General features: G+C 37.5%; 28 protein-coding genes, 1 rRNA gene and 1 pseudogene. 7 read left to right on the forward strand and 23 right to left on the reverse strand.

The features are described from left to right. Window positions 1-304: ribosomal RNA gene (locus tag J7I90_RS22360) — 16S ribosomal RNA — on the reverse strand; the annotation flags it as partial. Window positions 305-956: 652 nt separating this feature from the next. Between J7I90_RS22360 and J7I90_RS22365 the strand changes: the two are divergent. Continuing rightward, a pseudogene (locus J7I90_RS22365) lies at window positions 957-1,055 on the forward strand (transposase); the annotation flags it as partial. 233 nt (window positions 1,056-1,288) lie between these two features. On the opposite strand, the gene J7I90_RS22370 reads toward J7I90_RS22365, so the two are convergent. The 4 genes from J7I90_RS22370 to J7I90_RS22385 all read right to left on the reverse strand — a co-directional run bounded on the left by J7I90_RS22370 (window position 1,289) and on the right by J7I90_RS22385 (window position 3,702). Further along, window positions 1,289-1,651, reverse strand: a complete 363-nt coding sequence (locus tag J7I90_RS22370; protein ID WP_214773816.1) for a hypothetical protein — start codon at window positions 1,649-1,651, stop codon at window positions 1,289-1,291. 150 nt (window positions 1,652-1,801) lie between these two features. Then, on the reverse strand, window positions 1,802-2,212 hold the full coding sequence (locus J7I90_RS22375) for a hypothetical protein (RefSeq protein ID WP_214773817.1): 411 nt from the start codon (window positions 2,210-2,212) through the stop codon (window positions 1,802-1,804). Window positions 2,213-2,348: 136 nt separating this feature from the next. Beyond that, window positions 2,349-3,224, reverse strand: coding sequence for a zf-HC2 domain-containing protein (locus J7I90_RS22380; protein WP_214773818.1), 876 nt, complete (start codon window positions 3,222-3,224; stop codon window positions 2,349-2,351). Beyond that, window positions 3,214-3,702, reverse strand: a complete 489-nt coding sequence (locus tag J7I90_RS22385; protein ID WP_214773819.1) for an RNA polymerase sigma factor — start codon at window positions 3,700-3,702, stop codon at window positions 3,214-3,216. The genes J7I90_RS22380 and J7I90_RS22385 overlap by 11 nt, the downstream gene beginning before the upstream one ends. Before the next feature lie 395 nt (window positions 3,703-4,097). Here J7I90_RS22385 and J7I90_RS22390 point away from each other — a divergent pair, with 395 nt between their 5' ends. Next, window positions 4,098-4,244: a hypothetical protein gene (locus J7I90_RS22390; RefSeq protein ID WP_214773820.1), complete on the forward strand. Its 147-nt coding sequence runs from the start codon at window positions 4,098-4,100 to the stop codon at window positions 4,242-4,244. A 248-nt stretch (window positions 4,245-4,492) separates the two neighbouring features. After that, window positions 4,493-4,900, forward strand: coding sequence for an Hsp20/alpha crystallin family protein (locus J7I90_RS22395; RefSeq protein ID WP_034312897.1), 408 nt, complete (start codon window positions 4,493-4,495; stop codon window positions 4,898-4,900). Between the two features lie 67 nt (window positions 4,901-4,967). On the opposite strand, the gene J7I90_RS22400 is transcribed toward J7I90_RS22395, so the two are convergent. From J7I90_RS22400 to J7I90_RS22435, 8 genes are all read right to left on the reverse strand, one after another. Further along, window positions 4,968-8,099 (reverse strand): SbcC/MukB-like Walker B domain-containing protein, encoded by a 3,132-nt coding sequence (locus J7I90_RS22400; RefSeq protein WP_214773821.1) that lies wholly within the window; start codon window positions 8,097-8,099, stop codon window positions 4,968-4,970. After that, entirely contained in the window at window positions 8,096-9,241 is a 1,146-nt protein-coding gene (locus tag J7I90_RS22405; protein WP_053534621.1) for an exonuclease SbcCD subunit D, read from the reverse strand. Before J7I90_RS22405 ends, J7I90_RS22400 begins: the two co-directional genes overlap by 4 nt. Window positions 9,242-9,403: 162 nt before the next feature. Beyond that, a complete protein-coding gene (locus tag J7I90_RS22410) occupies window positions 9,404-9,832 on the reverse strand; it encodes a DUF2621 domain-containing protein (protein ID WP_034312903.1) in 429 nt (142 codons plus the stop codon). An 80-nt stretch (window positions 9,833-9,912) separates the two neighbouring features. Further along, window positions 9,913-10,218, reverse strand: coding sequence for a DUF3219 family protein (locus J7I90_RS22415; protein ID WP_214773822.1), 306 nt, complete (start codon window positions 10,216-10,218; stop codon window positions 9,913-9,915). A gap of 128 nt (window positions 10,219-10,346) precedes the next feature. Beyond that, window positions 10,347-10,574, reverse strand: coding sequence for a sulfurtransferase TusA family protein (locus J7I90_RS22420; RefSeq protein ID WP_034312908.1), 228 nt, complete (start codon window positions 10,572-10,574; stop codon window positions 10,347-10,349). Window positions 10,575-10,615: 41 nt separating this feature from the next. Then, entirely contained in the window at window positions 10,616-11,671 is a 1,056-nt protein-coding gene (locus J7I90_RS22425) for a YeeE/YedE family protein (RefSeq protein ID WP_214773823.1), read from the reverse strand. Window positions 11,672-11,838: 167 nt separating this feature from the next. Beyond that, window positions 11,839-12,315 (reverse strand): CcdC family protein, encoded by a 477-nt coding sequence (locus J7I90_RS22430; RefSeq protein ID WP_214773824.1) that lies wholly within the window; start codon window positions 12,313-12,315, stop codon window positions 11,839-11,841. 344 nt (window positions 12,316-12,659) lie between these two features. Further along, window positions 12,660-13,367 carry a cytochrome c biogenesis protein CcdA gene (locus J7I90_RS22435; protein WP_214773825.1) on the reverse strand — a complete coding sequence of 236 codons (708 nt, stop codon included), beginning with the start codon at window positions 13,365-13,367 and terminating at the stop codon, window positions 12,660-12,662. Window positions 13,368-13,613: 246 nt separating this feature from the next. Here J7I90_RS22435 and J7I90_RS22440 point away from each other — a divergent pair, with 246 nt between their 5' ends. The 4 genes from J7I90_RS22440 (at window position 13,614) to J7I90_RS27545 (ending at window position 17,023) form a co-directional block, all read left to right on the forward strand. After that, a complete protein-coding gene (locus tag J7I90_RS22440) occupies window positions 13,614-13,787 on the forward strand; it encodes an aspartyl-phosphate phosphatase Spo0E family protein (RefSeq protein ID WP_084737866.1) in 174 nt (57 codons plus the stop codon). Window positions 13,788-15,065: 1,278 nt separating this feature from the next. Continuing rightward, window positions 15,066-15,464 (forward strand): DoxX family protein, encoded by a 399-nt coding sequence (locus J7I90_RS22445; RefSeq protein ID WP_214773826.1) that lies wholly within the window; start codon window positions 15,066-15,068, stop codon window positions 15,462-15,464. A 740-nt stretch (window positions 15,465-16,204) separates the two neighbouring features. Next, window positions 16,205-16,654 carry a hypothetical protein gene (locus J7I90_RS27540; protein WP_251025425.1) on the forward strand — a complete coding sequence of 150 codons (450 nt, stop codon included), beginning with the start codon at window positions 16,205-16,207 and terminating at the stop codon, window positions 16,652-16,654. Between the two features lie 135 nt (window positions 16,655-16,789). Beyond that, window positions 16,790-17,023, forward strand: a complete 234-nt coding sequence (locus J7I90_RS27545) for a hypothetical protein (RefSeq protein WP_251025426.1) — start codon at window positions 16,790-16,792, stop codon at window positions 17,021-17,023. 548 nt (window positions 17,024-17,571) lie between these two features. Here the strand turns inward: J7I90_RS27545 and J7I90_RS22455 are convergent. From J7I90_RS22455 to yneA, 10 genes are all read right to left on the reverse strand, one after another. After that, on the reverse strand, window positions 17,572-18,693 hold the full coding sequence (locus J7I90_RS22455) for an NADH-dependent flavin oxidoreductase (RefSeq protein ID WP_214773827.1): 1,122 nt from the start codon (window positions 18,691-18,693) through the stop codon (window positions 17,572-17,574). Between the two features lie 84 nt (window positions 18,694-18,777). After that, the gene (gene trxA, locus J7I90_RS22460) at window positions 18,778-19,092 is read right to left on the reverse strand and encodes a thioredoxin (protein ID WP_214773828.1); all 315 of its coding nucleotides are present in this window, start codon (window positions 19,090-19,092) and stop codon (window positions 18,778-18,780) included. Between the two features lie 44 nt (window positions 19,093-19,136). After that, on the reverse strand, window positions 19,137-19,526 hold the full coding sequence (locus J7I90_RS22465; RefSeq protein WP_214773829.1) for an IDEAL domain-containing protein: 390 nt from the start codon (window positions 19,524-19,526) through the stop codon (window positions 19,137-19,139). A 99-nt stretch (window positions 19,527-19,625) separates the two neighbouring features. Next, on the reverse strand, window positions 19,626-20,045 hold the full coding sequence (locus J7I90_RS22470; protein WP_214773830.1) for an RrF2 family transcriptional regulator: 420 nt from the start codon (window positions 20,043-20,045) through the stop codon (window positions 19,626-19,628). A 793-nt stretch (window positions 20,046-20,838) separates the two neighbouring features. Beyond that, window positions 20,839-21,054: a YneF family protein gene (locus tag J7I90_RS22475; RefSeq protein ID WP_034312934.1), complete on the reverse strand. Its 216-nt coding sequence runs from the start codon at window positions 21,052-21,054 to the stop codon at window positions 20,839-20,841. Window positions 21,055-21,138: 84 nt separating this feature from the next. Next, entirely contained in the window at window positions 21,139-21,579 is a 441-nt protein-coding gene (gene sirA, locus J7I90_RS22480; protein WP_214773831.1) for a sporulation inhibitor of replication protein SirA, read from the reverse strand. A gap of 281 nt (window positions 21,580-21,860) precedes the next feature. Continuing rightward, on the reverse strand, window positions 21,861-23,864 hold the full coding sequence (tkt, locus tag J7I90_RS22485) for a transketolase (protein ID WP_214773832.1): 2,004 nt from the start codon (window positions 23,862-23,864) through the stop codon (window positions 21,861-21,863). A 228-nt stretch (window positions 23,865-24,092) separates the two neighbouring features. Continuing rightward, window positions 24,093-24,326 (reverse strand): DUF896 domain-containing protein, encoded by a 234-nt coding sequence (locus J7I90_RS22490; RefSeq protein WP_214773833.1) that lies wholly within the window; start codon window positions 24,324-24,326, stop codon window positions 24,093-24,095. Between the two features lie 65 nt (window positions 24,327-24,391). Then, window positions 24,392-25,048: a YneB family resolvase-like protein gene (locus J7I90_RS22495; RefSeq protein ID WP_214773834.1), complete on the reverse strand. Its 657-nt coding sequence runs from the start codon at window positions 25,046-25,048 to the stop codon at window positions 24,392-24,394. A 19-nt stretch (window positions 25,049-25,067) separates the two neighbouring features. Further along, window positions 25,068-25,379, reverse strand: a complete 312-nt coding sequence (yneA, locus tag J7I90_RS22500) for a cell division suppressor protein YneA (RefSeq protein ID WP_214773835.1) — start codon at window positions 25,377-25,379, stop codon at window positions 25,068-25,070. Window positions 25,380-25,460 lie beyond the last annotated feature (81 nt).

The following is a 25,460-nucleotide window of genomic DNA, read 5'->3' on the forward strand; positions in this document are numbered from 1 at the left end:
TCAGGTCGGCTACGCATCGTCGCCTTGGTGAGCCATTACCTCACCAACTAGCTAATGCGCCGCGGGCCCATCTATAAGTGACAGCGTAAACCGTCTTTCCATCTTCTCTCATGCGAGAAAAGAACGTATCCGGTATTAGCTCCGGTTTCCCGAAGTTATCCCAGTCTTATAGGCAGGTTGCCCACGTGTTACTCACCCGTCCGCCGCTAATCTCAGGGAGCAAGCTCCCATCGATTCGCTCGACTTGCATGTATTAGGCACGCCGCCAGCGTTCGTCCTGAGCCAGGATCAAACTCTCCGAAGAAATGTTTGACTTGCTCATTTTGCTTTTTTGATAGTGTGTGCTCACTTAAAATTTAACGTTGACGCTTTGTTTTGTTCAGTTTTCAAAGAGCAATTTGTTGTAGGTTTCTTTCAACTAATTCATCTTAACATAACGTTGAATAGTTGTCAACTTCTACGAAGTGTTTCTTTTTTAAAATCGCTCATTAATTAGGCGACTTCATTATCATACTGCTATTTTTCTTTAGTGTCAACATTTAATCCGTAAAATAAGAAGCTCTAATAACACTTACCTCTTGAAACCATCTTGTTAGTGAATACAAAAAAAACACCCTACGTGTTTCATCATTAAATTAATCAACTGGGACGCACTAAACTGAAGATTTTATCTAAACATGACCTTATACTATTTAATTGGATTATTCTTTTATAAAAAAGATTGATCATTTTAATGTTCCTTAATCAACTAAACCAGCTAATAGGATGTCAATATCTTTCTCTAAAATTTTCATTTCCCTTATGAGTATACTATTTTTGTTCATGACAAATAACCCTCCAAAACCCTTTTTGGAAGGATTTTTCTCTGTTTCATAAAACCGTTAATCAGGATAAATCTAGGAATGCTTCTTTTCTTATTAAATAAAACGTAATCCAATGAAGCAACTTATTCATACAAACTGGTTGCCTTCGCTGGAGTAGATTCAAGTGTTCACTCATCAGGTAAGTTTACGGCAACCATTAATCGTTTTACGAAAAGAGGTTCGAGCAGACTTATTCTCTTCCCTTTAATGTCATAACTCATTAACCCTAACCCGAACAATGCAATAAGTAATATCAATAATATCTAAAACATATTTAACATCCCTGTTTTCTCCAAAATAAAAAACACTCTATATGAGTGTTTTTTTGATATTTATTTCTTCATCTTATTGCCTGCAACTGCTGCCACTGTAATAGTAAGAGCTGCTACACCTATTTTAAATACTTTATTATTTTGAATTTTATATTATGTATCCTTTATAAGCATAGTCCTTCTTATTTCTCTAATTTCACTCAGCACAAAAGCCTTATCACTATCTGACAAATCTCCTTTTTGTATCATCGAATAAAGATTCTTTTTTTCCTCTATTAGATCATTCATTAATTTATCATATGAATGATTTAAATTATCGAGATACATCTTAGATAGCTCCGTAAAGTTTGGAATTTTACTATCCAAACTTTCTAAAGCTTCCACAGGTAGCTTAGGTAAATTCTCTATAAATCCTTCAAACATTTCTATATCAACTATTTCTTTAGCATCTTCTACACCAAGTTTATCAAAGACCTTTTTAACCTTCATTAAATTTTTTTCATTATCATTTGCCAATTAGAATATTCTCCTAGGATTGACAATATTCCTGCTTCAAATTTAAAAACTGCCTCTCACAAATGAAGGACTCCTCAAAAATTAATCTGTATTAAATCCTATTCTCTGGTATCTTCAACACTGGCTACCCGTTACTTGAAGAAGAAAACTTCATTTTTCAAATCTAACTAACGTTTTTTCGGATATTTCAATCTGGTCAATATCAAAGTTATTGATTTGGAAAGTTATCTCACCCTCTCGCTTTTCAGCTTCTTCTCCTACCCAACAACTATACAGTTCAAAAAAACCGCCTTTTTCAAGGTAACTGTCCATAAATTCACATAGTTCTATTAGCTTCTTTTTTGATTCGACACACGATTTTGGGTTCGTATATTCTGTAATCTCAATTCCCCAATGACTTGATACTTCATAAACATAAGGAGTAGTAAACTGATATTTCTTTACATTTAGCAGGTCATACTCACCCGCAAAACAACTGCCAATATAAAAAGAATCATCTGAATATTCATCATCATTAATCGGTATTTCTATATTACAGCCAATGTAGGAAGCCAAACTCATTTCCACTCACTCCTTATTATTTCTTCTTAAACTGTTCTGCCCCTATAGTTGCATAAGAAAGAGCTGCCTTAAAGACAGCTCTGACCACCCGTTAGTTGAAGAACTAGCTCTTAGTAAAATAAGAACTGTAAATATATTATCCCATTACATCTTTAAGACGTTTATTTTGTCTTTTTAAGAATAGCCAAAATATCAAAAGAACACTAAATAAAGTAAATAATAATATCGGTGGCTGAAAAATACTCCAAGTGCTTGGTCCGTAATAGGTTAATTGGTGATGTCTCTCAATAGTCTGTTCGTACGAACTTTTATATTCATATTGAATGATCCATCGATTATTCGCCATCACAACAGTTCCTAAATCGTAACCACTAGGGGTAATAGGCACATTCTTCCTAAGTATCCCCTCGTTCCCAATGACGATGGCAGCTTTATTGTACTCAATAGGATAGATTGTTGTAGGTTTCTGTTTTACAGAAGCATTTTCTTGTAACCAATCTTCTATATCTGCTGCTGGAAAAACAGCTAACAAATTAAGTTTTTTATTATACTTATTAAAAATGGTAAGAAGTTGTTTTTCTTCTTTTTCAGTCACTTCTGTTGAGGCTCCAAGAATATGTAATACATCATCCATAATGGCTTCTTTTTCTTGTTCTACTACTTCTAACTTAGTTATTTCTGCTTTAATTTCACTAAACTTTATTATCGAATGAATTAGAAAAATGAATCCAAACAGCAAGGAGAAAAGTGTTGCTAGAAGTAAATAATTCGTCAGTTTCTTTTGAACGTTGAAGAAGCTGGATACTTTTTGGAATGGTCTCTTTACTTCAACTTTATACACTTCATCTATCTCATCGGAAAAATCAACATCATTTTTCATACTCTCTAATAATTCTCTACATTTTTCACACGAGTTCATATGTTCCTCAATAAAATGATTACTATCTTGGCTGCACAAATGATCGATATAAGATGGGAGTAAATCTCTCACTATATTGCATTTATTGTCCATTGTTATCCTTACCCCTTTCCCTTAATTTCATCTTAGCCCTATAAAAAGTAACTCTTGCCCAGTTTTCATTTTTCATCTGAATTTCTCCTATTTCTTTGAAACTAAGACCACCTAAGATTCTCAAAAGTAAAACCTCTTTATATGGTTCTTCAAGTAAGTGTATTATTCGGTATAGGGCAATTTTGTCTTCCGAATAAATAAGTTCAACTTCAGGAGAAGTATGTATTGCGGCATCTTGAAGCATATGTCTTTGTTGTTTCTTATTACGTTCAAGATGCTTATAATAGGAGTGCTTCGCTATTTGACAAAGCCAAACTGACATTTTACATTCACCAATATATCTATCAATGGATTTTACAGCTTGATAGAAGGTTTCTTGTGTTAGTTCTTCTGATAAATCTGGGTTGTGACAAAGACACATTAGATATTTAAAAACTTCTTTAGCATAATTGCTATAAATTTCATCTAGTTCTCCCAAGCCTTTTCCTCCTTTCGTCTATATATCCGATTCAAGTCAATTTTGTTACAAAAAATATTTATTTTTATTGGCAACAGAAAACCGCCAAACAAAATGGCGGCTTAAGCATTTAATTCAACATAACTAACCTGCCCCGTTACTTTAAGTGAAATGTTTCATAATATGTTCTCTTATACAAACAAAAATCTTTTGTTTCCTTTAGCCTCTATTTGCACGTGTGAAATGAACAAAGCAGCATAAGATATATATTAGAGTGAACTATGTAAGCTGATTTTCATAATACATTCCATTTTCCTTCTTTTATTTTGAATATTTCAACTGATTACATTCCTTGCAAAAACAAGAATAAGAAGAGGGGCAGGACACAAACTATGCTAAAAAGGAGAGTGTATATCATGGATGAAAAGGGTTTAAAACAGAACGCTAATAATACTTTACGTACGAATAAAAAGAAAACTTTAGAAATAATAGCAAGTGTTGATGAGTTGAAAAAAGAGCATGAACCAGAGTATGTCTTTTTATATTGGGATGAGTTGAGATAACCTTTAGTTTAAGAAGTTACATGCTTTATAAGCCTTATTTGTACTTATAAAGTTACAATCCTTCTAAAAAATCCACTCTTTTAGAAGGACTTATGACCCTTTCTTTTATAACTTGTTCTGCTTTTTAATACCCGCATACACATCGTCCCTTTGCTTTGGTTGCTTTTTACATTTTTTAACCACTTTTTCAATCACCATTCTTCATGCTCCTTCATATAATACCTCAAAGGAAAACCGGGGGTATCAACATGCAAGACAATCAACATGGATCGCAAATGACTGAGGTTGAAAAGTTTGATGAATGGGTAAAAAGTTTTTTTCTGGATCCGGAAACTTGTGCGTTGGATCATCAACTTTTTTCAATTGATATATACGAAAGTGACGATGAGTATATGGTGGAAGCGGTTTTGGAAGATCATGATGTGAAAGATATTAAAGTATGCCTAAGTGATAATGAGCTATCGATCATCGTTGACGATACTCATAAGCCATTTCTTGAAAAAAAAGAAGATAAGCTACCCACACAGAGAAAAATCCCTTTCCCCTTTTCGATTTGCTCACGCAGAATTACCGCTGAATTCTCGAATCCGATTTTGGTGATTCGCATCCATAAGTTTTCCCCCGGAAAAACAGCTGAAGATATTAACATTGAGTAGTTCGTTCATAAAAATAAAAAGAATGGCCTAGGGGACCACTTCCCCCTTAGCCATTCTTTTTTCTTGATTATCCAGCAAAATAAAAGGACGTCCGACTTCCATTTTGTGTCGAAAAAACTTGAAGCTGTGCATCGATTCTTTCTTTCAATTCCGGCACATGGGAAATTATCCCTACCAATCTTCCAGTGCTTTGTATATCCATTAATGCTTCAATCGCATGATCAAGGGATTCAGGGTCGAGCGTACCGAAACCTTCATCGATGAACATCGTTTCGAGTGAAATTCCGCCAGCATTCTGCTGGACAACATCCGCAAGACCCAAGGCAAGTGAAAGGGAAGCCTTAAAGCTCTCTCCTCCCGAAAGGGTTTTGACATGCCTCTCTTGCCCTGTATATTGATCATACACCGATAACTCCAGACCGCTCTGGATATTCCTTCGTGTAGGATCAAGCTTTCGCAATAACTGATATCTTCCGCTTGTCATTTTCAGCAGCCTTGAATTGGCTTCTTTTAAGATATCATCTAAAAAGGCTGCCAGTACATAACGTTCAAAAGTTATTTTAAAGGAGTTTTGACCCTTGGAAATCTCAGACAGATGACCGACGATACTGTACCTTTCATCCAAACTTTTCTGTTCTTCCCTAATTTGCGCCAATTTCCTTTGGACTTCTTCGTTAGTCCGTTTTTCAGCCTGCAATTCATTCTGTTTTTGGCGTAACGACTCCAATTCTTCATCGATGAAATCGAAAGTCTTTTTCAATCCTTCAAGATCCGGTTTGGTCACATCTTTTAATTTCATTTCCAAATCATGAAACAGACTTAAAACACTTTGCCAATTTTGATTATACTTCTGAACTTGGTCCTCCAAATTTCCAAGAGCAGCTTCCGATATTTTTGCTGCCGTATATTCTTTATAATTGGAAAAACCTTGATTGGTCATATCCGCAATTAACTTTTCCCGCTCCTCTTTCAATTCTGTATTTAAAGCCTCGATATTTCCACTTAGGGATTCTTTTTTTGCACTGATGGCGGATTCTCTTTCCTTCACCAGTTGAAGGTTTTTTTGTGCATCTTCCAAAGCCGACTGTAAGCGTTTCTGTGTATTTACAGCCATTCGATAAGCTGCAGTATATTCTTCCTCTGTCCGTATTCCGTCAGGCAGGGAATCGGTTAATCCTGTTAGTTTTGTAGAGTTTTCAATATACCTGGTTTTCCCTTGGTCCTCTTTTCTCTCTAAAGAGATCAGATTTTCCTTTAGCTCGGATGCTTTCTCTTTTAAATCCAGCAACCTTTTTTCCAGATCATTTAATACTGACTTTTTCCGCATCAATTCTTTTAGCTGTTCTTGCAGCACTTTTCCTTTTTGTACAAACTGCAGCAAATGCTCATCAATATCTTCATCCCTAAACTCCGGCATGTCATTTTGTAAGTCACTTAGCTTCTCTTGTGAAGACTCTAACAGTGCGTCATATTTGGATTTCGCTTGATAATATTCACTTTCAGCTTGGCTTTTTTGTTGTTCCGCCGTTTTCAGCTTGTTTTCTTGCTCTTTCAGCTCCAAATCCGTCGGCATATGCTCATGCATCTGTGCTGGTTTTGGATGACTTTGAGAACCGCACACAGGACAATTTTCTCCAGAGTGCAGCATGGAAGCAAGCATACCCGCTTGGCCTGATCGCCAGTTTCGGTTCAGGGTTTCCAGTTTTTCCTTCTCCTGAATTTGTATTCTTTGTAACTCCTGGAACCGATTATTCTTTTCATCCAGCACTCGTTTCGTATTCTGGATTTCATAAAGAACTTCTTGTAGCTTTTTAATTTTCGATAAAGATGAATGATTTCTTTCTGCTTCAATTTCCTGATCACGATAAAGAACAGCCGCTTTTTCCGCTTCTGTTTTTTCTTGAGCGACTTTCTCAGCTTCCGCTTCGACCGACAGATGTTCCGAAACAGTTTTTTCACGAAGTCGTTTACAAGTTTGCCACTCTTTTTCATCTAAGGTAACCTGTGCTTTTAAGCTTGCAAAAGTCATGACAGCCTCTTTTACCTGCTCAAGCTGATGAACAGCTCGGACTGCCTGCTCTCTTTCATTTTCCTTCAACATTTCCTTATCATAGGAATCCTGCTTCTCAATGCGCTCAGTTCGTAACTTCTCGGACTGCTCACTTAACTTTTGAAGTTCGGTTTTCGCATCTTGCACTTGTTTGCCAATTCGCAAATAGTATTGTTCCTGCTTTTCAAGTGAAGCCGCTTTGTGTGCCATTTTAATTTGGACTTTCACTAGTTCCATTTCTGGCAGCTTTGCTTCAAGGGCCTCTTTTTCTTTTCGAAGTTTTTCTTTTTCCGAAAATCGATTTAATAAATCGACAGCTTTTGAAAGCTCTTGATTTACTTGATCACGAGCTTTTTGCTTTTCCTGTATTTGGTTATTTATATATTCATTTTTTTCTGTTGCTTGTACAATGACTTCCTGTAACAACGGTAAAACCTGCTGTTCATTAGGCTCTTCCCCTTGCAATTGCGCCTGCAGCTCTTCATGATTTCCAGGATGGATGCCTTTCATCAATTCAATTCGCCGCTGAGCACTTTTTTCGCTTTGCTTTCTTAGGATGGAAGCCTCTTCTTTTAATTTTTCTTCTATTCGTTTATAAAGTTCTGTATGAAATAATTTCTGGAGAATCTGTTCTTTATCCTTGCTGTCGGAAGTTAACAGTTTTCGGAATTCATTTTGTGGAATCATCAGGATTTGCCGGAATTGGTTCGCATCAAGTCCAATGAGTACCTTTATTTTTTCATCAACTTCCCGGATATTTGCACCCAGCAATTTTTTCCCTTCAGGCAATAACTTATATAATTCAGCCTTTGCTCCAACAGTAGTTGTTCCTTCACCTGCTTTTTTCTTCCGTTCCTGTTGTGGCGACCGGATCACCAAATACGTTTTTCCACGCAAGGTAAATTGTAACGAGACTTCAGTCAACATGTCATCTTCGGCAAACTGACTTCGTAAATCTTGCCCGCTCCGATCTTCACCGCTGGCTTTTCCATATATTGCAAAACTAATCCCATCAAATATCGTTGTTTTCCCTGCGCCTGTCTTTCCAGAGATGACAAACATGGTCCGTTCCCCAAGGGAATTAAAGTCAATGGTTTCCCTTCCTGCATATGGTCCGAATGCCTGCATCGTTAAAATATCCGGTCTCATTTCAAAGCCTCCTCTTTCTTAACAGCTTCAATTACCGAAACCATCAAATCCTGCTTTTGTGAATCAAAGTCCCTATCAGTCATTTCTTGATAAAACGTTTCAAACAGGTCCAATTCTGATTTCCGTTCATCTTTAACGGAAGTGAAGGAATTTTTCCTCCTAAGGTCGGTCAAATCCCATTTTCGCTCCAGATGAAGTACGTTCGGATAAATCTGACGCAAGCGGTTAATGGGATCGATGAGTGCACCCTCATCATTTAGTGTTATTTTCAAATAGTCATCCCTTTTTTGCGATTGATAGAAAGCGGGATCAAGCAACTCTTCCATAACCCCGGATATTTCCCTCATATCGAATTTGGGTGTCAAAGAACGATAGCGTATATTGAAACTTCCATCTTCTTGCATATCGACGATGGAAAGCGATTTATTCTGCTTGGCCTCGGAAAAAGAGTATTTTAATAGTGATCCAGAGTAAAACACCTTAGGATGACGTATCGCGTCTGGGCTATGTAAATGCCCAAGTGCCGTATAATCGAACGCATCGAATAAGTCGGATGAGACACAGCCAGAACCACCTACCGACAAGACCCTTTCCGAATCGCTCGTTTTTCCGCCTAATACAAAAGCATGTCCTACAAAGACATTTGGCTCATCACTATTGAAATTCTCGGCTATCGTTCCGGTTATCCGCTTCATCGCTTCTTGATGGGAATGAATGCTATCATCTTCAAAAAGATGGCGGACCGTCCCAGGTTCTGCATAAGGAACACAATAAAAGTTCACGCCCTTGATGCGAACCGGCTCACATGTTTTTGTCAATTTCCCATGAATGTATAACTGACTATGACGATACCACGATGAACCGAATGCGAGTCTTTCCGCAGAATCATGGTTTCCCGATATCGCAACGATCGGTGTATTCATTTTCACATTAATCGTATAAAGGATTTCATCAAGAAGCTCCACTGCTTCAGTCGGAGGCACGGAACGATCATATAAATCACCGGCAATCACCACGGCATCCGGTTTTTCCTCTTCGACAATTTCTATGAATTGCAAGAGTGCATGCCTTTGGTCATCTGTCATATGCACCCCGTGAACGATTTTACCTAAATGCCAATCAGCCGTATGGATAAATTTCATAGTTTCACTCCGTCCTAAATTTTACTTACTATTATTATATCAAAAATTTAACGAATAGCATGGTTTGGGTACAAACGTTCTAATTTTTACCACACTGCCCCATTCTTTTGCATGATGTAAAATAAAAAAAGCATCCTCTAAAAGAGTCTGCTTTTTTCATCATTAGCTGAATAAATGTTCATATGGACCCATATTCACCTTTCTTTCAGCTAATTTTTTTTGCAAAAATTTATGGTCCCGCTTTGGTGTGGCAATGATATAGCCGCGTATCACTAAATCTTCCGTAATATCGCCCGCTTTTTCCTTTAGCGCCAACTCCCCGATTTTTCCCGCAATCTTATGACGGGCAACATCACGAAAAAGTTCTGGCACAGGACTCACTAAATCTTCCAGTAATTCCTTTTGCTGCTTTGACCATAAGTGCTTTGTTTGATCCAAATAGTATTCTTCCCAATCCATATCGGATTTCCCATCTTCTTTTGGAAATCTTTTCAGAAACTTTCGAAACATGAAAAAGCCACCTATGCTCATCAATATAATTAAAAGGGCTACCCAAAATAGAATGAACCATAAAAACCATCCGCTAAGCAAAGTACCACCTCATATGTATAGATTGATCGTCACTATTATTATAGACAGTAACCCATATCTTTACAAGACTGGAAATGCAATCATTCCTGACCGCTCACTTCCAGCAAGACGAGTGAAAAATCCCCTACCGCATTTTCTTCATATAGATTCGTGACCGAAGTTGCATAATTAAAAATCTCTGCACGAAACTCCTCGTTTGACTGTGGAATCTTCAAATCAAAAACCATCTGATAAAGAAGTGTAGTAATATCATGATATTCACTATGTGTGACCTTGAAATTGAAACTGACTTTTCTGATTTCCTTACCTTCAGAGTCCTTTACAGTTTCAGAAAGAAAATCCGTAACTTGAAGCGGAACATCGTTTAAAAAGACCTCGTCAAACATTATCAACATCTCCTTAATAAAGTGGTTAAAGACATGTTATCACTAGAAACTTTCAGCGCCAATTATTCAACCTTGAAAAAACGAAAAAACGTGCAAAGGAAACCTGAGCACGTTTTCTTCAGATAAATTTACTTTCCCTTTTTAACGATTATACGCCATTTAGCGTCATCGATTTGCTCGAACTCGGTGATTTCATGACCTTCTGTAGCAGCCCAACGCGGAATGCTTTCCGTTGCTTGTGTGCAATCGAAATTAATGATCAATTCCTCACCTTTTGCCATGTCCGCGATCGCTTCTTTTGCTTCCACTAAAGGAAATGGACATACCATTCCAGTCGTCTCCAGTACCTTTGCCATTTATATTCCACTCCTTGATTAAAAAGTTTTTGACTCGTATCTTAAGCCGCTTTGGACGCGGCGGCTGCCTGCTTTTGCTTACGGATGATCGTGAAATATGTTGCTACCCATGTACCCAGCAGGAAAAAGACAATCGCAATCCAACCTTGCCAAGCAAATAACGCCGAGTTCACCAGGCCATTTCCGATTGTGCATCCCCCGGCAACACTTGCACCGAATCCCATGGTTACACCGCCAATTGCATTATTACGTAACGTTTTCATATCAGGCAAACGCCAACGAAATTCACCGCTCCCTTTGGCAGCAATGAAAGAACCTAAGAAAATGCCTACCACTAAAAACGTTCCCCAATCGATTAACGCATCATCTCCAGTGATAAGGAAAGTTAAAATGTTCGCGGAAGGCGCTGTAATTCCAAGTCCGAACATCCTCCCTGTCATTGCACTCAGCGGCCAAGCCATGATTGCAATAAGGCCGACCAATAATGCTGTCACAAAAGGATGCCAGCGTTTCTCGAATAAGATGTGGGCCAATCCCGTTTTTTTCGGTTTCATTTTAAAAATTGGTAGTTTCGGTTTTCTCAATTCACGAATCACCAATATGCCAACCAAGAGTATCACAATAATAACAAGCACCCAAGGCGAAACATTTAACGTTTCCTGAATATACGTATCTTTTGTACGATAAGATAACAGATTATCCCCTGCCACTTTCCATACACCATATTTCGTCATTGCTGCCCCTAGCATATATCCAAATAGGGCAACCCAACTTCCGATCATGCCTTCTCCGGCACGATACCATGTTCCAGTGGCGCAGCCTCCTGCCAGAACCATACCAATACCAAAAATAAAGCCACCCACAATGGTTCCCAGCCATGGAAACCCATCATTTCCAAACTGAATGACCCCTGTATCATTCAATGCATAAACTCCAATACTTTGTATCGCTATAACAATAAATGTAGCCAAAAACATCCGTCCATCTTTAGCTAAAATCAAATCACGATATGCACCCACAACACAGAAACGGCCTCTTTGAAGCACAAATCCCAGCAGTAAACCACAAATAATCCCTAACACAATCATTTGTAACATGTACCGTTTCCTCCTTAAGTAAAATAATAATAATACTAATATAATATAATCCGGATGAAATTACTAGGTTTTTGGATTGATTTTTTTCTAATGAAGTTCCCATGCAAATGAAAAACCCGAGTCATCATGAATAACGACTCAGGTTTGCTAGATTATTCCTTTAATTATTAAACCATACTGCCTCCGCCCAAACTGGCTGCTTTAACTTTCTTATATTGATAAAGCATGGCAATTCTCCACGGAACGATCATTGCAAAAGCAAGTAAGAAAAACATTCCGCTCAATACACCGATTTCAATCGTGCTTCCCAGCATCAGCTTTGCCACCAGTCGAATCACCATGAGACCAATCAAAATGAATATGAACGCTTTAGAGCGCAGAATATAAATTTTTTCATCTCTAACTTCAAATTTAGATGTTTTGATCAATAAGATGGAAAATAGCATTCCTGCAACAAGTGCCTCCAACAATTCGTATCGAGTGACCCTGAACATCGGGAAAATAAACATCAAGGCACCGGTACTCATAAACAGTGGCGGTAAAATGATTTTCTTTTCATTCACTGGTTTTTCCGTTTCCTTCATCCGTAATATGAAAACACCTATAGCCATCACAATCGCTATACCTGTTGATATATATATCATCTCTTAACCATCCCTTTAAACTAATAATAGGTAAGTGCCATTAAAAATTATATATGACTTCAATTTATAAACAAAGTATATAGTACCTATTTAAGATAAACAAGGAGGTGTTTATTAATTAAGCCCGCTTTTGATGATGCTTCCAATTCCCGCCCTCGACTGTAGGCTTGACGATAAAAACTTGCGCCCTGAAATACCCTTCATAATTTCTTAAATCAGGATTGAATTTCTAATGCTTACCGCCCAATTCCGCCCCTAAGACCCAAAAATCTACGAAATTGGCACAATAAGACCTGATAGCAGGCCTCAACTAGAATAATATTGAAAAAATAACTTATTATGGACTAAAAACCTGTAAAGCCACCGAATAGTCTAGACAGGACTTCAATTATTTTGGTCATCCAATCAAAAAACAAAACCACACCCATCACAATCATTAAATATCCGCCAATCTTCATGATGTATTGGCTGTACTTTTTGATCCATTTCAATTTTCCGACAAAGAAGGATAATATGAAGAACGGTATGGCAAACCCTAAAATATAGGCAGTCATATAGCTCATGGCAGCACTAGGATTAGTTGCCCCCAGGGAAATGACAGCACCTAACAGCGGACCTGCACAAGGCGTCCATCCAGCCGCGAAGGCCAGTCCGATAAGAATGGAACCTATATATCCGCTAGGTCGATTCTTGAATTCAAAACGACTGTCCTTCATCAAAGATTTCGGCTGAAAGATTCCTACAATGAATAAACCAAAAATTATTATCAGGATGGCACCAATCTGACGAATTAATTCTTTGTAATCCGAGAAAAAAGAGCCTAAGTATGAAGTGCTAAAACCTATTGCAATAAATACCAGCGAAAACCCAAGTAGGAAGAATAAAGTATGCAGCATGCTTCTTCTTTGGAGCATGGCGTTCTCGGATTTGATTTCGCCAACACTCATTCCAGTGATATAAGATAAAAAGGCCGGATATAGCGGTAAGCAGCATGGAGAAATAAAACTCAGGAATCCCGCCCCAAAAGCTAAAAACATATTAATATCATTCAAATAAGCTCACTCCTATGTATGTCAACCTATAAACATTGTAACAAATAAGATAAAAAAATACATTTATGGAACTGTGAATATTTCATGACGACCAATAGCTTATAACTGGATGGGCGACAGGCTAAGTTAACTTATTTGAATTCATTAGTCCAAGTCGATATAATTGTTATATTCATACAGATTTTACAACGAACACATAAATTAAGGGTACCTTGAAATAAATGTTGGGGCCAGAAAGGAAATATAATGGCTAAAAAGAATGAATTTCTCGAACAGATTGAATTAAAGAGAAATGAACTTATCAAAATTGTCGCTAAAGATGGTTTAAACTCGCATGTTGCCGTTGAATATAGCCAGCAACTTGATCAGTTACTAAATAAATATAATGAACTTTTTTATAAAACCGGTACAAATTTTTAATCCAGTACATCTCCCATTGATAACCACATAAGTTATTATATGATTTATTTTGCTGTCAATCTCCCCTTTTTACCTTCTTTCTCAATTAGGATACTTAGGCATGACCTTTGCAATATAAGAAAACGGGCAACCGCCATGGGCACTGCCTGTTTTTCCATTTAATATAATGCATATGAATCATTTTGCAATATCAACATCGGGATGTCGGAGCATAGTTTGTCAAAACTAGAACAGCAGAAGATCCAGCTAAGACGGAAGAACCGTCCGGACCACTTCCTACACCAGTGTGACACCCGGTTGTGTACGTTACTTAATCCTCGTTGCAGCACCCTACACACCACATATGAAGTATTTTCGGTTATCTAAAAATGGCAGCCGGAACTTAAATTCTTTAACTGTACTTCCAAGTCGGCGGCCTCAATTGATTTCCATATATATTGATCACGAGTAAACCGTGTGAATTCACGAGTAAATGCGTGGAATTCACGAGTAAATGCGTGGAATTCACGAGTAAATGCAGAATTCACGAGTAAATGCAGAATTCACGAGTAAATGCAGAATTCACGAGTAAATGCGTGGAATTCACGAGTAAATCGTGTGAATTCACGAGTAAATAGCGCGAATTCACGAGGAAACGCAGAATTCACGAGTAAATGCGTGGAATTCACGAGTAAATCGTGTGAATTCACGGGTAAATGTGCAGAATTCACGAGTAAATGCGTGGAATCCAGAGTTAATAGCGCGAATTCACGGGTAAATGTGCAGAATTCACGAGTAAATGCGTGGAATCCAGAGTTAATGGCGCGAATTCACGAGGAAACCCTGTAAACTCACGAGTAATAGTGTGAATTCACGAGTTAATTAGCAAAATCCAAGAGTTAAACGACCGTATTCATTCACGAGTAATCAGCTAAATCCACGAGTAACAGTGTGAAATTTATGTTCAGAAGTAAATAGCAGGATAGCATTCATTTAAAGACCCTAATTGCGACAATCAATGGACTATAGAGCTATTCGTTTAAGAGATACTTACAAATAAAAGAAACGGTTTTACTCCCTAATGTATTTATTTTTAAATTCATCCAGGAAACCTCACCTTTTCTTGTTCCTTTTTCTAAACGAACATACAAATTAAAATGATTAAAAATGTGTTTGACAAATCGCTCAAAAGATATTATCTTTAATTAAAGATAATTCAATTCAAGATAATGTTTTTTTGTCACTAAATCTCGAATTGAATATATCTAAATTGAAAGTAAATTCCAGGAGGAATCATAAATGATTGGTATTGGTTTATTAGTTATACGCATAGTGATCGGGTTATCGTTTGTTGGACATGGAGCTCAAAAATTATTTGGGTGGTTTGGCGGTCATGGATTGAAAGGCACAGGAGGCTGGTTTGATTCGATTGGCATGAAGCCAGGAGTTACCATGGCCCTATTTGCCGGTCTATCTGAGCTTATTGGCGGAGCTTTATTTGCTTTAGGTCTCCTTACACCCTTTGCCGGTATATTAATTGCACTTACAATGCTCGTTGCGATCGTTAAAGTCCATGGAGCAAATGGCTACTGGGCAACTCAAAACGGTTATGAATATAATCTTGCCATTCTTGCAGTGGCGATTGGCGTTGCGCTAACCGGAGCTGGCCCATACTCAATTGATTCCTTTCTATTTTAAGGAAGCTTGAGTTTTATAATCCCTATATTATGAAAAACACGGAGTTGGATATAACCACTCCGTGTTTTTCTTTTTCCCCATTGCTCAGAATTTTTTATTTTGGTTATCAAAGCTTAAAACTCGAGTAAAGGATACTTCGATTATAGTATTGAGGAAAAGGAACATAGGTTGTCCCATATTTAAATAAGATGGTTTCAATATTGAAATGCAAACTACCTGTGAAATCACTGCTGTACAGTAATATTCACAAATGAGTTGGAATAATGCCATTAAATTATAGAGTACCATTGAATCCTATCTCTATGCCCCCCAAAAGGTAAATTTTGGATTTTGAAGACTAGTTCCTAATTTGAAATATCATGTCTAAAAACTAAGACTCATAATCAGGAAAAGTAGAGTACAGTAATAATGACAATGATCATACCCTCATGTTTTTTTATCTCCGGTGTGTCCTCAATGAATCAACAGAAACGTTATTTTTTATAGAACTAAGTTATTTATATTCCCTCAGAGACAGTTAAAGTGCTCCTATCCCATCCTGAAGATAATAGAAATAAATGGTAATCCAATTCGTTTCTATGGCTTTCAGTATACAAACGATAGATATTTAGACTCTAGTACCCCGATTGATGACATAATCATTTACTCTCTCATAAACCTTACTTCGATGAATATTCCTTAATACTTGAAAACAGAAAAATACAGTAATAAAAAGATCAATGAAAAAGGGGGCAAAATAAATGAGGTTTTTATCTTTTGTGACAGTATTTTTATTTTCTTTTAGTCTTGCCGCAACAGGATTTGCCGAGGAAAATGGTACAAACGTTAGCGAAGAAAGACTGACACCAGAAGAGTTGAATTATCTTGTAAATGAAGTCGGCAATACTCAAGAAGAATCCGAGGATTTACCTGTTGAAGTTTCAAGACGTTTAATTGAAGAGGAGGCTAAAGTTATAGATTCTGGATCGAAATTTATGGTTATATTTGATTCAGAAGTTACTAAACCAGGGCAAATCAGCACTTTTGCATCAATTGCTGCAACAACTTTAAAAATGGGGGGAACTGTATATAAAGTAAAAAGTGATCGTTCAAAAGAAGATAAATTTTATATATACGGTAACTTTCAATGGCTAAAAACACCTTCATTTACTTTAGTGGATAAAATGACGATTGGTTTCCCTTCAGGTTAAGGACTGTACCTGCCAACTAGTGGAGGGAAAGTAAAACAACACCAGCACAGATATTCTCAAGATCAACAAGGAAATGGACGTTGGATTGATTATGTAATCAAGTATTCTCCAAGTAATTGGGAACCAAGTGCTGGAGTGGCTGGTTCATTTGATATAAGGGCTTCTACTAGTAAAACCAAGCATAAAGGGTACATCGGACAATATGTATATGTTCCCACATCCAAAAATGGTAAAATAAACATTAAAATAACGTATGGTCATAGAAGAATTGCTGGTGCACCTTCTGTGTCAGTTTATCCGGCCGGTTTATCTATTACACCAACAACAGCTACAGATACAAGGTCATATGCATTGACGCTGTCTTATTGATCTGTTGTTAGAATGGGGGTTCCATGAGGCAAGTCATTATTAATTTCATTTTCATTCTAATCATATCAGTGATTTTATTTTTTATCTTTAGCTATGATGCATCTTTAGATGAACATTTTATATTGTCTCTTTTACTTATCATTTCTCTGCAAATATCTTTGATATTAGCTATTCTGTTAAAAAGAAGGTAACACCAGAAGAGCAACCATTAATTAATGGTTGCTCTTTTGGCGTTACTTAGCGTCCTTCCTAACCTTTTCCACGCTCACCATATAGAAAGCCCCTTTCCTCACCAAAATTCCCAAGTGTATCTGCGGTTTAGGCTTAAGTGCTAATCAATAAAAATTCTAAACTTTCCCCTGTTTTATTTCCGAATCAGCTTAGAAATAGAATGTTCAGGTATTCATTCGGACTCAATTTAAAACCACATATTAGATTCTCACTCATATAAATCCCCCTTGCATAATCATAAAAAAACCCGGATAAGAACACTTTTATATGTGTTTCTTAACCGGGTTATATAACCAAATCAGTATTTTTACGAACTTTTATTCAATCCCCGGAAACCATCCTGGAGAGTGGATGATCGCTTGCCATAATGGGTCTGGAATATCAAGTTGCTGCTGATTTTCTTTGTTTATTTTGGTCACGATTTCAGCTTCCCTGCCTTGTTCCACTTTTTGTACCCATTCAGGATCAATTATGATTTCACGCCCTAATGCGATTAACGGAACCCCCGATTGCAGTGCTTTGATCGCATCATCTGATGTATAGATGGAACCAACACCAATTAATGGAACTTGATCTCCGATACGTTCTTTAATGATCTCTATCCGAGGTCGGTCAATGTCGGTTCCCCGTCTTGCTTTCGACCAGAAATCCATTAATGAAACATGAAGATAATCCAGATCCTTTGTTACAAGCCCATCAATTAATGCAAGTGTATCATCCATTGTGATTCCTGGTGTTTCCGGTTCTTCCGGTGAAAAACGGTAACCTACGATGAACGGATCCTTGGCATGGTTGGCAACCGCCTTTTTCACTTCATCCACAACCGCTAATGGAAAAGTTAGGCGCTTTTCAAGAGAACCGCCCCACTTGTCTTCACGACGGTTCGAATGCGGCGAAAAGAATTGCTGTAGCAAGTAACCATTTGCACCGTGAATCTCGACACCGTCAAATCCCGCTTCAATGGCACGTCTGGTGGTTTGACCAAAGTCGAGAATGATCGATTCTATTTCCTTTTCAGATAGTGGACGTGGAACGGCTTTCCCTTCACCTTCCGATGGGATGTTGCTTGCACTGACAACATCACCATTTACCAATTCAGGTGGAACCTCTCGGCCGCCATGAAAAATCTGGAGAATCGCCTTTGCCCCCTTCGCTTTAATCGCTGATGCCAAACGACTTAGACTAGGTATCAATTCATCCTGATCTCCGCCAAATTCCCCGTGAAAGCCTTTGCCATTAGCCGTCACGTAAGTACATGCCGTTATAACCATGCCGACCCCGCTTGACCGACGTTCATAATAGTTAACTTCGGCGTCGGTTACAGACCCGTCAGGATTAGAAGAGAAATTTGTCATAGGTGCCATCACCAATCGATTTTTCACTTCTAATTTCTTTCCTAAATTAAACGATTCGAATAATGGTGTATATTTAGAATTCATTTAGTAATCCTCCATCTAGTTACCCACTGTGTTGGTTGGTATAAGTCATTAATTCACAATATCATCCACGTATTATGATTATAATCATGTATATTTTGCGATTAATGCCGAAATGGCTTCTTTTGGCTGGAAGCCAATAGCTTGATCTACCTTTTCTCCATCTTTGAATAGAATAAGGGCTGGAATCCCCATCACTCCATATTCGCTCGTCGTATCTGAATTTTCATCCACATTAAGTTTAACGATCTTAACCTGATTACCCATTTCCTCATCGATTTCATTAAGAACTGGGGCAATCATTTTACACGGACCGCACCATGGGGCCCAAAAATCAACCAATACTAAGCCTTCCTTGATTTCACTAGCAAAATTATCATCTGTAACATGTTCTATTGTCATGATCATTTCCTCCTTGTATTATCCGAAATATTTATGATCTTTACTCACATCTTTTTAAAATCAAGTTTTGCGATTCTATTTCCCGGAATTTGTACCTCTGATTGCCGGGCAGTTATTTTCGGGTGGATTTTGATGGATTCCAATTTACCGGATAACTCCATAAACCATGTTTCATCTTTAGAAAGTAAAGCCAAATCAATTAAGGCCAAAAGATGAGCTTCGTTACTGATTTCTAGATCCGGCAGTTTTTCAGTCCATTTACTCGGAATCCAAATCGATTTCCCAACCGCTTTTTCATTGTCACTTTCAACTACATTCACTTTAACGATTTCTCGATTATCGCTTACGGTTTCAACGAAACCATGGATAAGTTCCCCATCTCTTGATTTTCCCTGTACCCAGTCCCCATTTTTGAACAGATTATTTTCAACCATTTCCTTAGCACCCCTTTATGTTCATTTAATATTAAAACTATAGTTATTAACTGTATTAATAAAATATACATTTTGTGCAAAGAAAAAACTAAATCAATATCACGGACATTGTTTAATTTTTTCCAAAAATGTGCTGAGAGTTATATCTTCTAAATATTTTTCAAAATATAATTCAGCTTCATTAAATATTTGATCCATGACTACCTGGGTATTTGAAGATATGACACATTTTTTCTCCGGATCGCCTGTACACCACTTTGGTTTCAGGGTTCCATGTGAGACCGCTATATAAATATCCGCCAAACTTACCTCTTCAGGGTTACAGTCTAGAATATAGCCTCCGCCCACACCTTCTTTAGTCTTAACAAATCCCTTTTTTCTTAAGCTGCTCATCATTTTCCGAATCCTAGCCGAGTTTGTACAAACGTTTTCTGCGATGGACTCACTGCTTGCCATATGATCTGGTAGATAAGCTAAATAGACCAAACTATGCACAGCTATTGTAAAATCACTATTCACTTTACGTATCCTCCTCAAGGAGATTACTGTAATATTAATATTTACAGTTGATAAAGTCAACTCAAAAACCTCAACAGCTTCCTACATTATATTTGATCAATTTAGTATTGCAGTGAAATCCCCACTTTACGCTTTTAATATTGTCCAAGTTAATGAGCCTTAAAGTAAGACTTGGTGATACACTAAATTGACAACGAATCCATTCTTTCTTCATGAATGGTTTTTCTATTTACAAATATTCAAATAAAAAACACCCGATTACTCGGATGATTACTTTAATCAATTTTATATTCACTAACTCATTAATGGTTTAGTGCTTAAATAAAAAGATTAATAGAAAAATTTTTTATTTTTTACATTTAGATTTCAATTTGAATTTTGATTCCCATTTGTTGTCTTTAAATTTACATTTGTGTTCAAATTTAAGTTCGCACATAGGAAAACAAATCTTACATTTTTTCACAAAATCATTTATCATTCTAACCACCCTCCTTAATACTCCTATATGCATTTTTTGATAGAAAGTGTGGACAAGTATAATTTTTTGGCGCATTTACTTTCCAAATAAATAAGCCCTCACATAGATTGAGGACTTACCTTACCATTCCAAAACAAAAACCACCTTTTCTGAATCATTCATTCAGAAAAAGTGGCTTAAGAAACAAAAATGAAAGATAAACCAAAATTTTATATAAAATCGGTGGAAGGATTCAGACTAAATCCATTTCGATATTATATAAAATTTTGCATCCAATCTTCCAAGAACATTGATATATCAAGGTTTCATGCTATCTTATTTTGTTTGTTGTTTATTCATGGCGCTCATCATTTGATTAATTTTCTTTTGGGATGGTTTCATACCCATTTGCATCATCATCATTTTCAACATTTGTTCGTTAATTGGCGGATTTTTCTTTAAGTAATCCATCATGTATTTACGAGCGATGAAAAATCCCAGCACTACTCCAGCAATCAATGCCAGTACGCCAACTAGAATGTAAACCCACATACTATTTCCTCCTTCATGTTGTCTAACATCAGTGTACTAGACCAAAGGTTATTATACAATACCCGCTACCGAAAAGTCCCCCATTTAGACAAATTTTCTTTCTTTTATCGGTTTTAACCAACCGTATTTTTCATGTTCAAAATCAATGGCCAGAAAACTCGCTTCATATTTTCGAATACTTTCAAAGAAAGCCGTCTCCGCTTCATAATCTCCTTCAGCTTCAAGGGTAATGGAATTATTCTGAATGATTAAAACGGCTTTACTTGATCCGTTTGTTTTTTCTAAATAGTATTTTCCATTTTGAGTCCAATAATTCATCTTTTTTTGCAAACGTTGTTCAATAGCTAACTGCAACTGGATAATCGGGACTTTTTTGGTGACATATTCGATTTGTTTTTGCAAAATACTCTTCAGTCTGCCCCTTGCTTGAATATATTCCAAAAACAAATTGAAAAATAGCTTTTCTCTTCCATAGTAATGATGGGCAAATTCATCTTCGATTAAATAAATTTGATAGGTTCTCATCAGCCAATGCCTCCTAGCTTTCCTATTTTGGTCACGAAACATCTAACCGCCAGCACCCTGTCCACTATTTTCCACTATTGATGACTTTCCCCTTTAACTGACACATTTAAACGAAATTTATTTATTCTTATTATATATTGACAAACAAAAAAGATATGTTGTTTGCTGGAGAAATTTTCTTCTTTTTTTGTCGAATGGAAGATTTCCTTTAGTATAGAAGCACATTCAATATTGATAAAAAAACTGACACCAATCTAGTTGGTGTCAGTTCCGCATTACTATTATTTAAGCATTTCTTTAACACGAGCAACTACATTTTCTACAGTGAAACCGAATTCTTCCATGATTTTACCGCCTGGTGCAGAAGCTCCAAAATGATTGATGGCTAATATTTCACCCTCATCACCTGCATAACGATCCCAGCCAAACGGTGAAGCCACTTCGATAGCTAAACGTTTTTTCACTGCCGGATTGATTACGCTTTGTTTATATTCTTTTGATTGAGTTTCAAATCGGTCCCATGATGGCATGCTGATTACCGCAACATCAATTCCTTCATTCGCTAAAGCATTCTGTGCTTCCACAGCCAAGTTCACTTCGGAACCAGTCGCAAGAAGTAATGCATCAGCTACTTCTTTCTTAGAAGCAGAGATGATGTAAGCACCTTTTGATACACCTTCATACGCAGTTTCGGAAGTGCCTTTTATTGTTGGCAATCCTTGACGAGTCAGTACAAGAGCAGTTGGTTTATTTGTTGACTCCATAGCAACTTTCCAGGCTGCTGCCGTTTCATTGCCATCAGCTGGACGGATTACCCCTAGGTTAGGCATTGCACGCAATGATGCTAATTGTTCGATTGGCTCATGAGTCGGTCCGTCTTCGCCTACAGCAATGCTGTCATGGGTGAACACATAGTTAACAGGCAGTCCCATCAGTGCTGCCATTCTTATGGCAGGACGAAGGTAGTCAGAGAATACGAAGAATGTTCCTCCATATACTTTTAAGCCACCATGAAGTGCCATTCCATTTAAAGCCGCACCCATAGCGAATTCACGTACACCGAACCAAATATTACGGCCACTGTAATTACCTGGTAATAGATCTGTCTCACCTTTGATGGCAGTATTATTAGACCCAGCTAAATCAGCAGAACCCCCAATGAAGCTAGGGACCTTTTTGGCGATCGCATTCAGTACTTCCCCACTTGAAGCACGGGAAGCTAATGTCTTACCTTCTTCATAGACTGGAATTTCCTGATCCCATTCAGCAGGCAGTTCACCTTTGATGGCAAGCTCCAATTGCTGTGCTAACTCAGGATGTGCTTCTTTGTAATTTTTAAACAATTCATTCCAAGCTTCTTCTTTTTGAGCTCCTGCATCAACAACAGCTTCATTGAAGTGTGAATACACTTCTTCAGGTACATGGAAGTCCTCTTCGAATGTCCATTTGTATGCTTCTTTTGTCAATTTCAGCTCATCTGCACCAAGCGGAGCGCCGTGAACGGCAGATTTACCTGAACGATTTGGTGAACCGTAACCGATAACCGTCTTCACTTCGATTAATGTTGGGCGTGCTTCGTCGGTTTTCGCTTCTTCAATCGCTTTAGCAATTTCCTGAAGATCGTTCCCATCCTCAACGCGAATATATTGCCATCCATATGATTTGAACCGGTCAGCTACGCTTTCACTAAATGATTGACTTAAGTCGCCGTCAAGGGAAATGTCATTAGAATCATATAAAACAACAAGTCTTCCCAGTTGTAGATGTCCAGCTAATGAAGCGGCTTCCGCAGAAACACCTTCCATTAAATCTCCATCCCCACAAATGCTATATGTATAATGATCGACCACATTATAAGAATCACGGTTATAGCTTTCTGCCAAATGACGTTCTGCCATTGCCATTCCGACCGCCATTGCGATACCTTGTCCAAGCGGTCCGGTAGTTGCATCCACACCAGCTGTATGTCCGTATTCAGGATGGCCTGGAGTTTTACTGCCCCATTGGCGGAAGTTTTTCAAATCATCGATAGATAAGCCATAGCCCGATAAATGAAGAAGGCTGTATAACAGCATTGACCCATGACCAGCTGATAGTACAAAGCGATCTCTATTAAACCAATCTGGATTTTTCGGGTTATGGTTCATATATTCGGTCCAAAGTTTATACGCCATCGGCGCTGCACCCATTGGCATACCTGGATGGCCTGAATTAGCCTTTTCAATTGCATCAATCGATAATGTACGAATCGTATTGATAGAAAGTGCATCTAATTTATCTAACATATCGTAAAACATCCCTTCCTGTAATGTACCTCTTTATATTATAGTGACAAGCATAATATCACAACTAAAATCACTATTTAATGCCCCGATATTACAAATTTCTAGGAATAAGAAGTCCCCTATTTAGATTAAACTAAATAGGAGAATACATACATGAATGCACATTCTTTTTACTCCAAAATGCCAAAGAATCCTCAAATGGAATGTTCCATCAGAAGAATCCAGGCATTAATGTAAATTTCGTTTTTCTTTTATATTTTTTATCTTTTGAGGAGTGACGTCATTACCCTCTGGATCCACGACTTTCACATGCTCCAACGTGTCGGACATGGATTTTCTGAATGTTTCCAAATACTCACTTCTCAATTGTGTTTGCTCTTTCGCTTCAACTTCCGTCAAGCCTTCAGCCTTTGCCTTTTTAGAAAGTACATTTATACGGGCTATTTTTTCTTTTGATAACATAATTTCGCTCCTTCATAATCTGCGGATATTGTCATGGTATTAAAAAAAAGGCGAAATTACAAGTTCTATGATTTACTTTCCTTTGCATTCATTTGATGTTCGAGAAAACGCCTGTTCACAGTAGCCTTGGATACATTGTATCCAAAGCCTCTTAATGTCGCTGCGATTTCTGAGAATGTTAATCCATTGGCACGCAGTTTAATAATTTCTTCAATAGGAATCTCCATACGGTCCCTTCCAGTGGAATTCCTTTGATTCTGAAGATTTTTTTGAGGACGGTACCCTTTTTCAACGGCTCTCATCATTCCGCGCTTGATTTTAAGATTATGTAGTTTCCTTTGATATTCTTCTACAATGCCCACTATCTGAATGACCATGGCATCCGAATCCGATAACTCCAGCTCCCCATCGTGTGAGAGCGTATAAATTTTCACTTCTTCTTTAAGGATGACATGGAAAAGGGCTATTTTGGCATTCCCTCTTCCCAGCCTTGTTTCGTCCTGGATTAATAGGACTTCAGCTTCTTTGGTTTTAAATAGTTCGAGCATGTCAAAAATGCCATCCCGATTCAACTCATAACCACTTGCCTGTTCTTTTATAATGGAGACAACTTCCACATCCAACTTTTCAGCCAATTTGACTAATTCATCTTCCTGCCTTGCCAATGATGTTTCCTGTGACTCTTTTTCGGTGCTGACCCTACAATAGATTACCGCCTTCATAATACCCTACCTTTACTACTTACTTCTCACTGGCCAAATTCTGGACAAGTTCTTCCCCTTTAACAGGTATGACAATGACTTGTCCAGGTTTTATCGAATCCGCACTGACTCCATTATTCTCTTCTATCCAACCAATGAATTCTTTTTTTGTCAAATTTGATTCTTCATATTCTTCGGCAATTCCCCATAGGGTGTCACCTTCACTTACTTCTATAGAAAGGAAATCCTTTTTTTGATCATTGTTCAATGTACAAGAGAATAAAATTGAAAAGATGAATACTGATCCCGCTAATAGAATCGTATAAATATAATTTTTGTATAATTTTTTCATAATAATCCCTCCAAAGCGAATGTTCGTTCGTATACTATGATCAAATTATAATACGAACGTTTGTTTCAGTCAACAACAAAA

It is taken from the genome of Bacillus sp. ISL-57, from assembly GCF_018613135.1.
Taxonomy (GTDB): Bacteria; Bacillota; Bacilli; order Bacillales; family DSM-1321; genus Peribacillus; species Peribacillus frigoritolerans.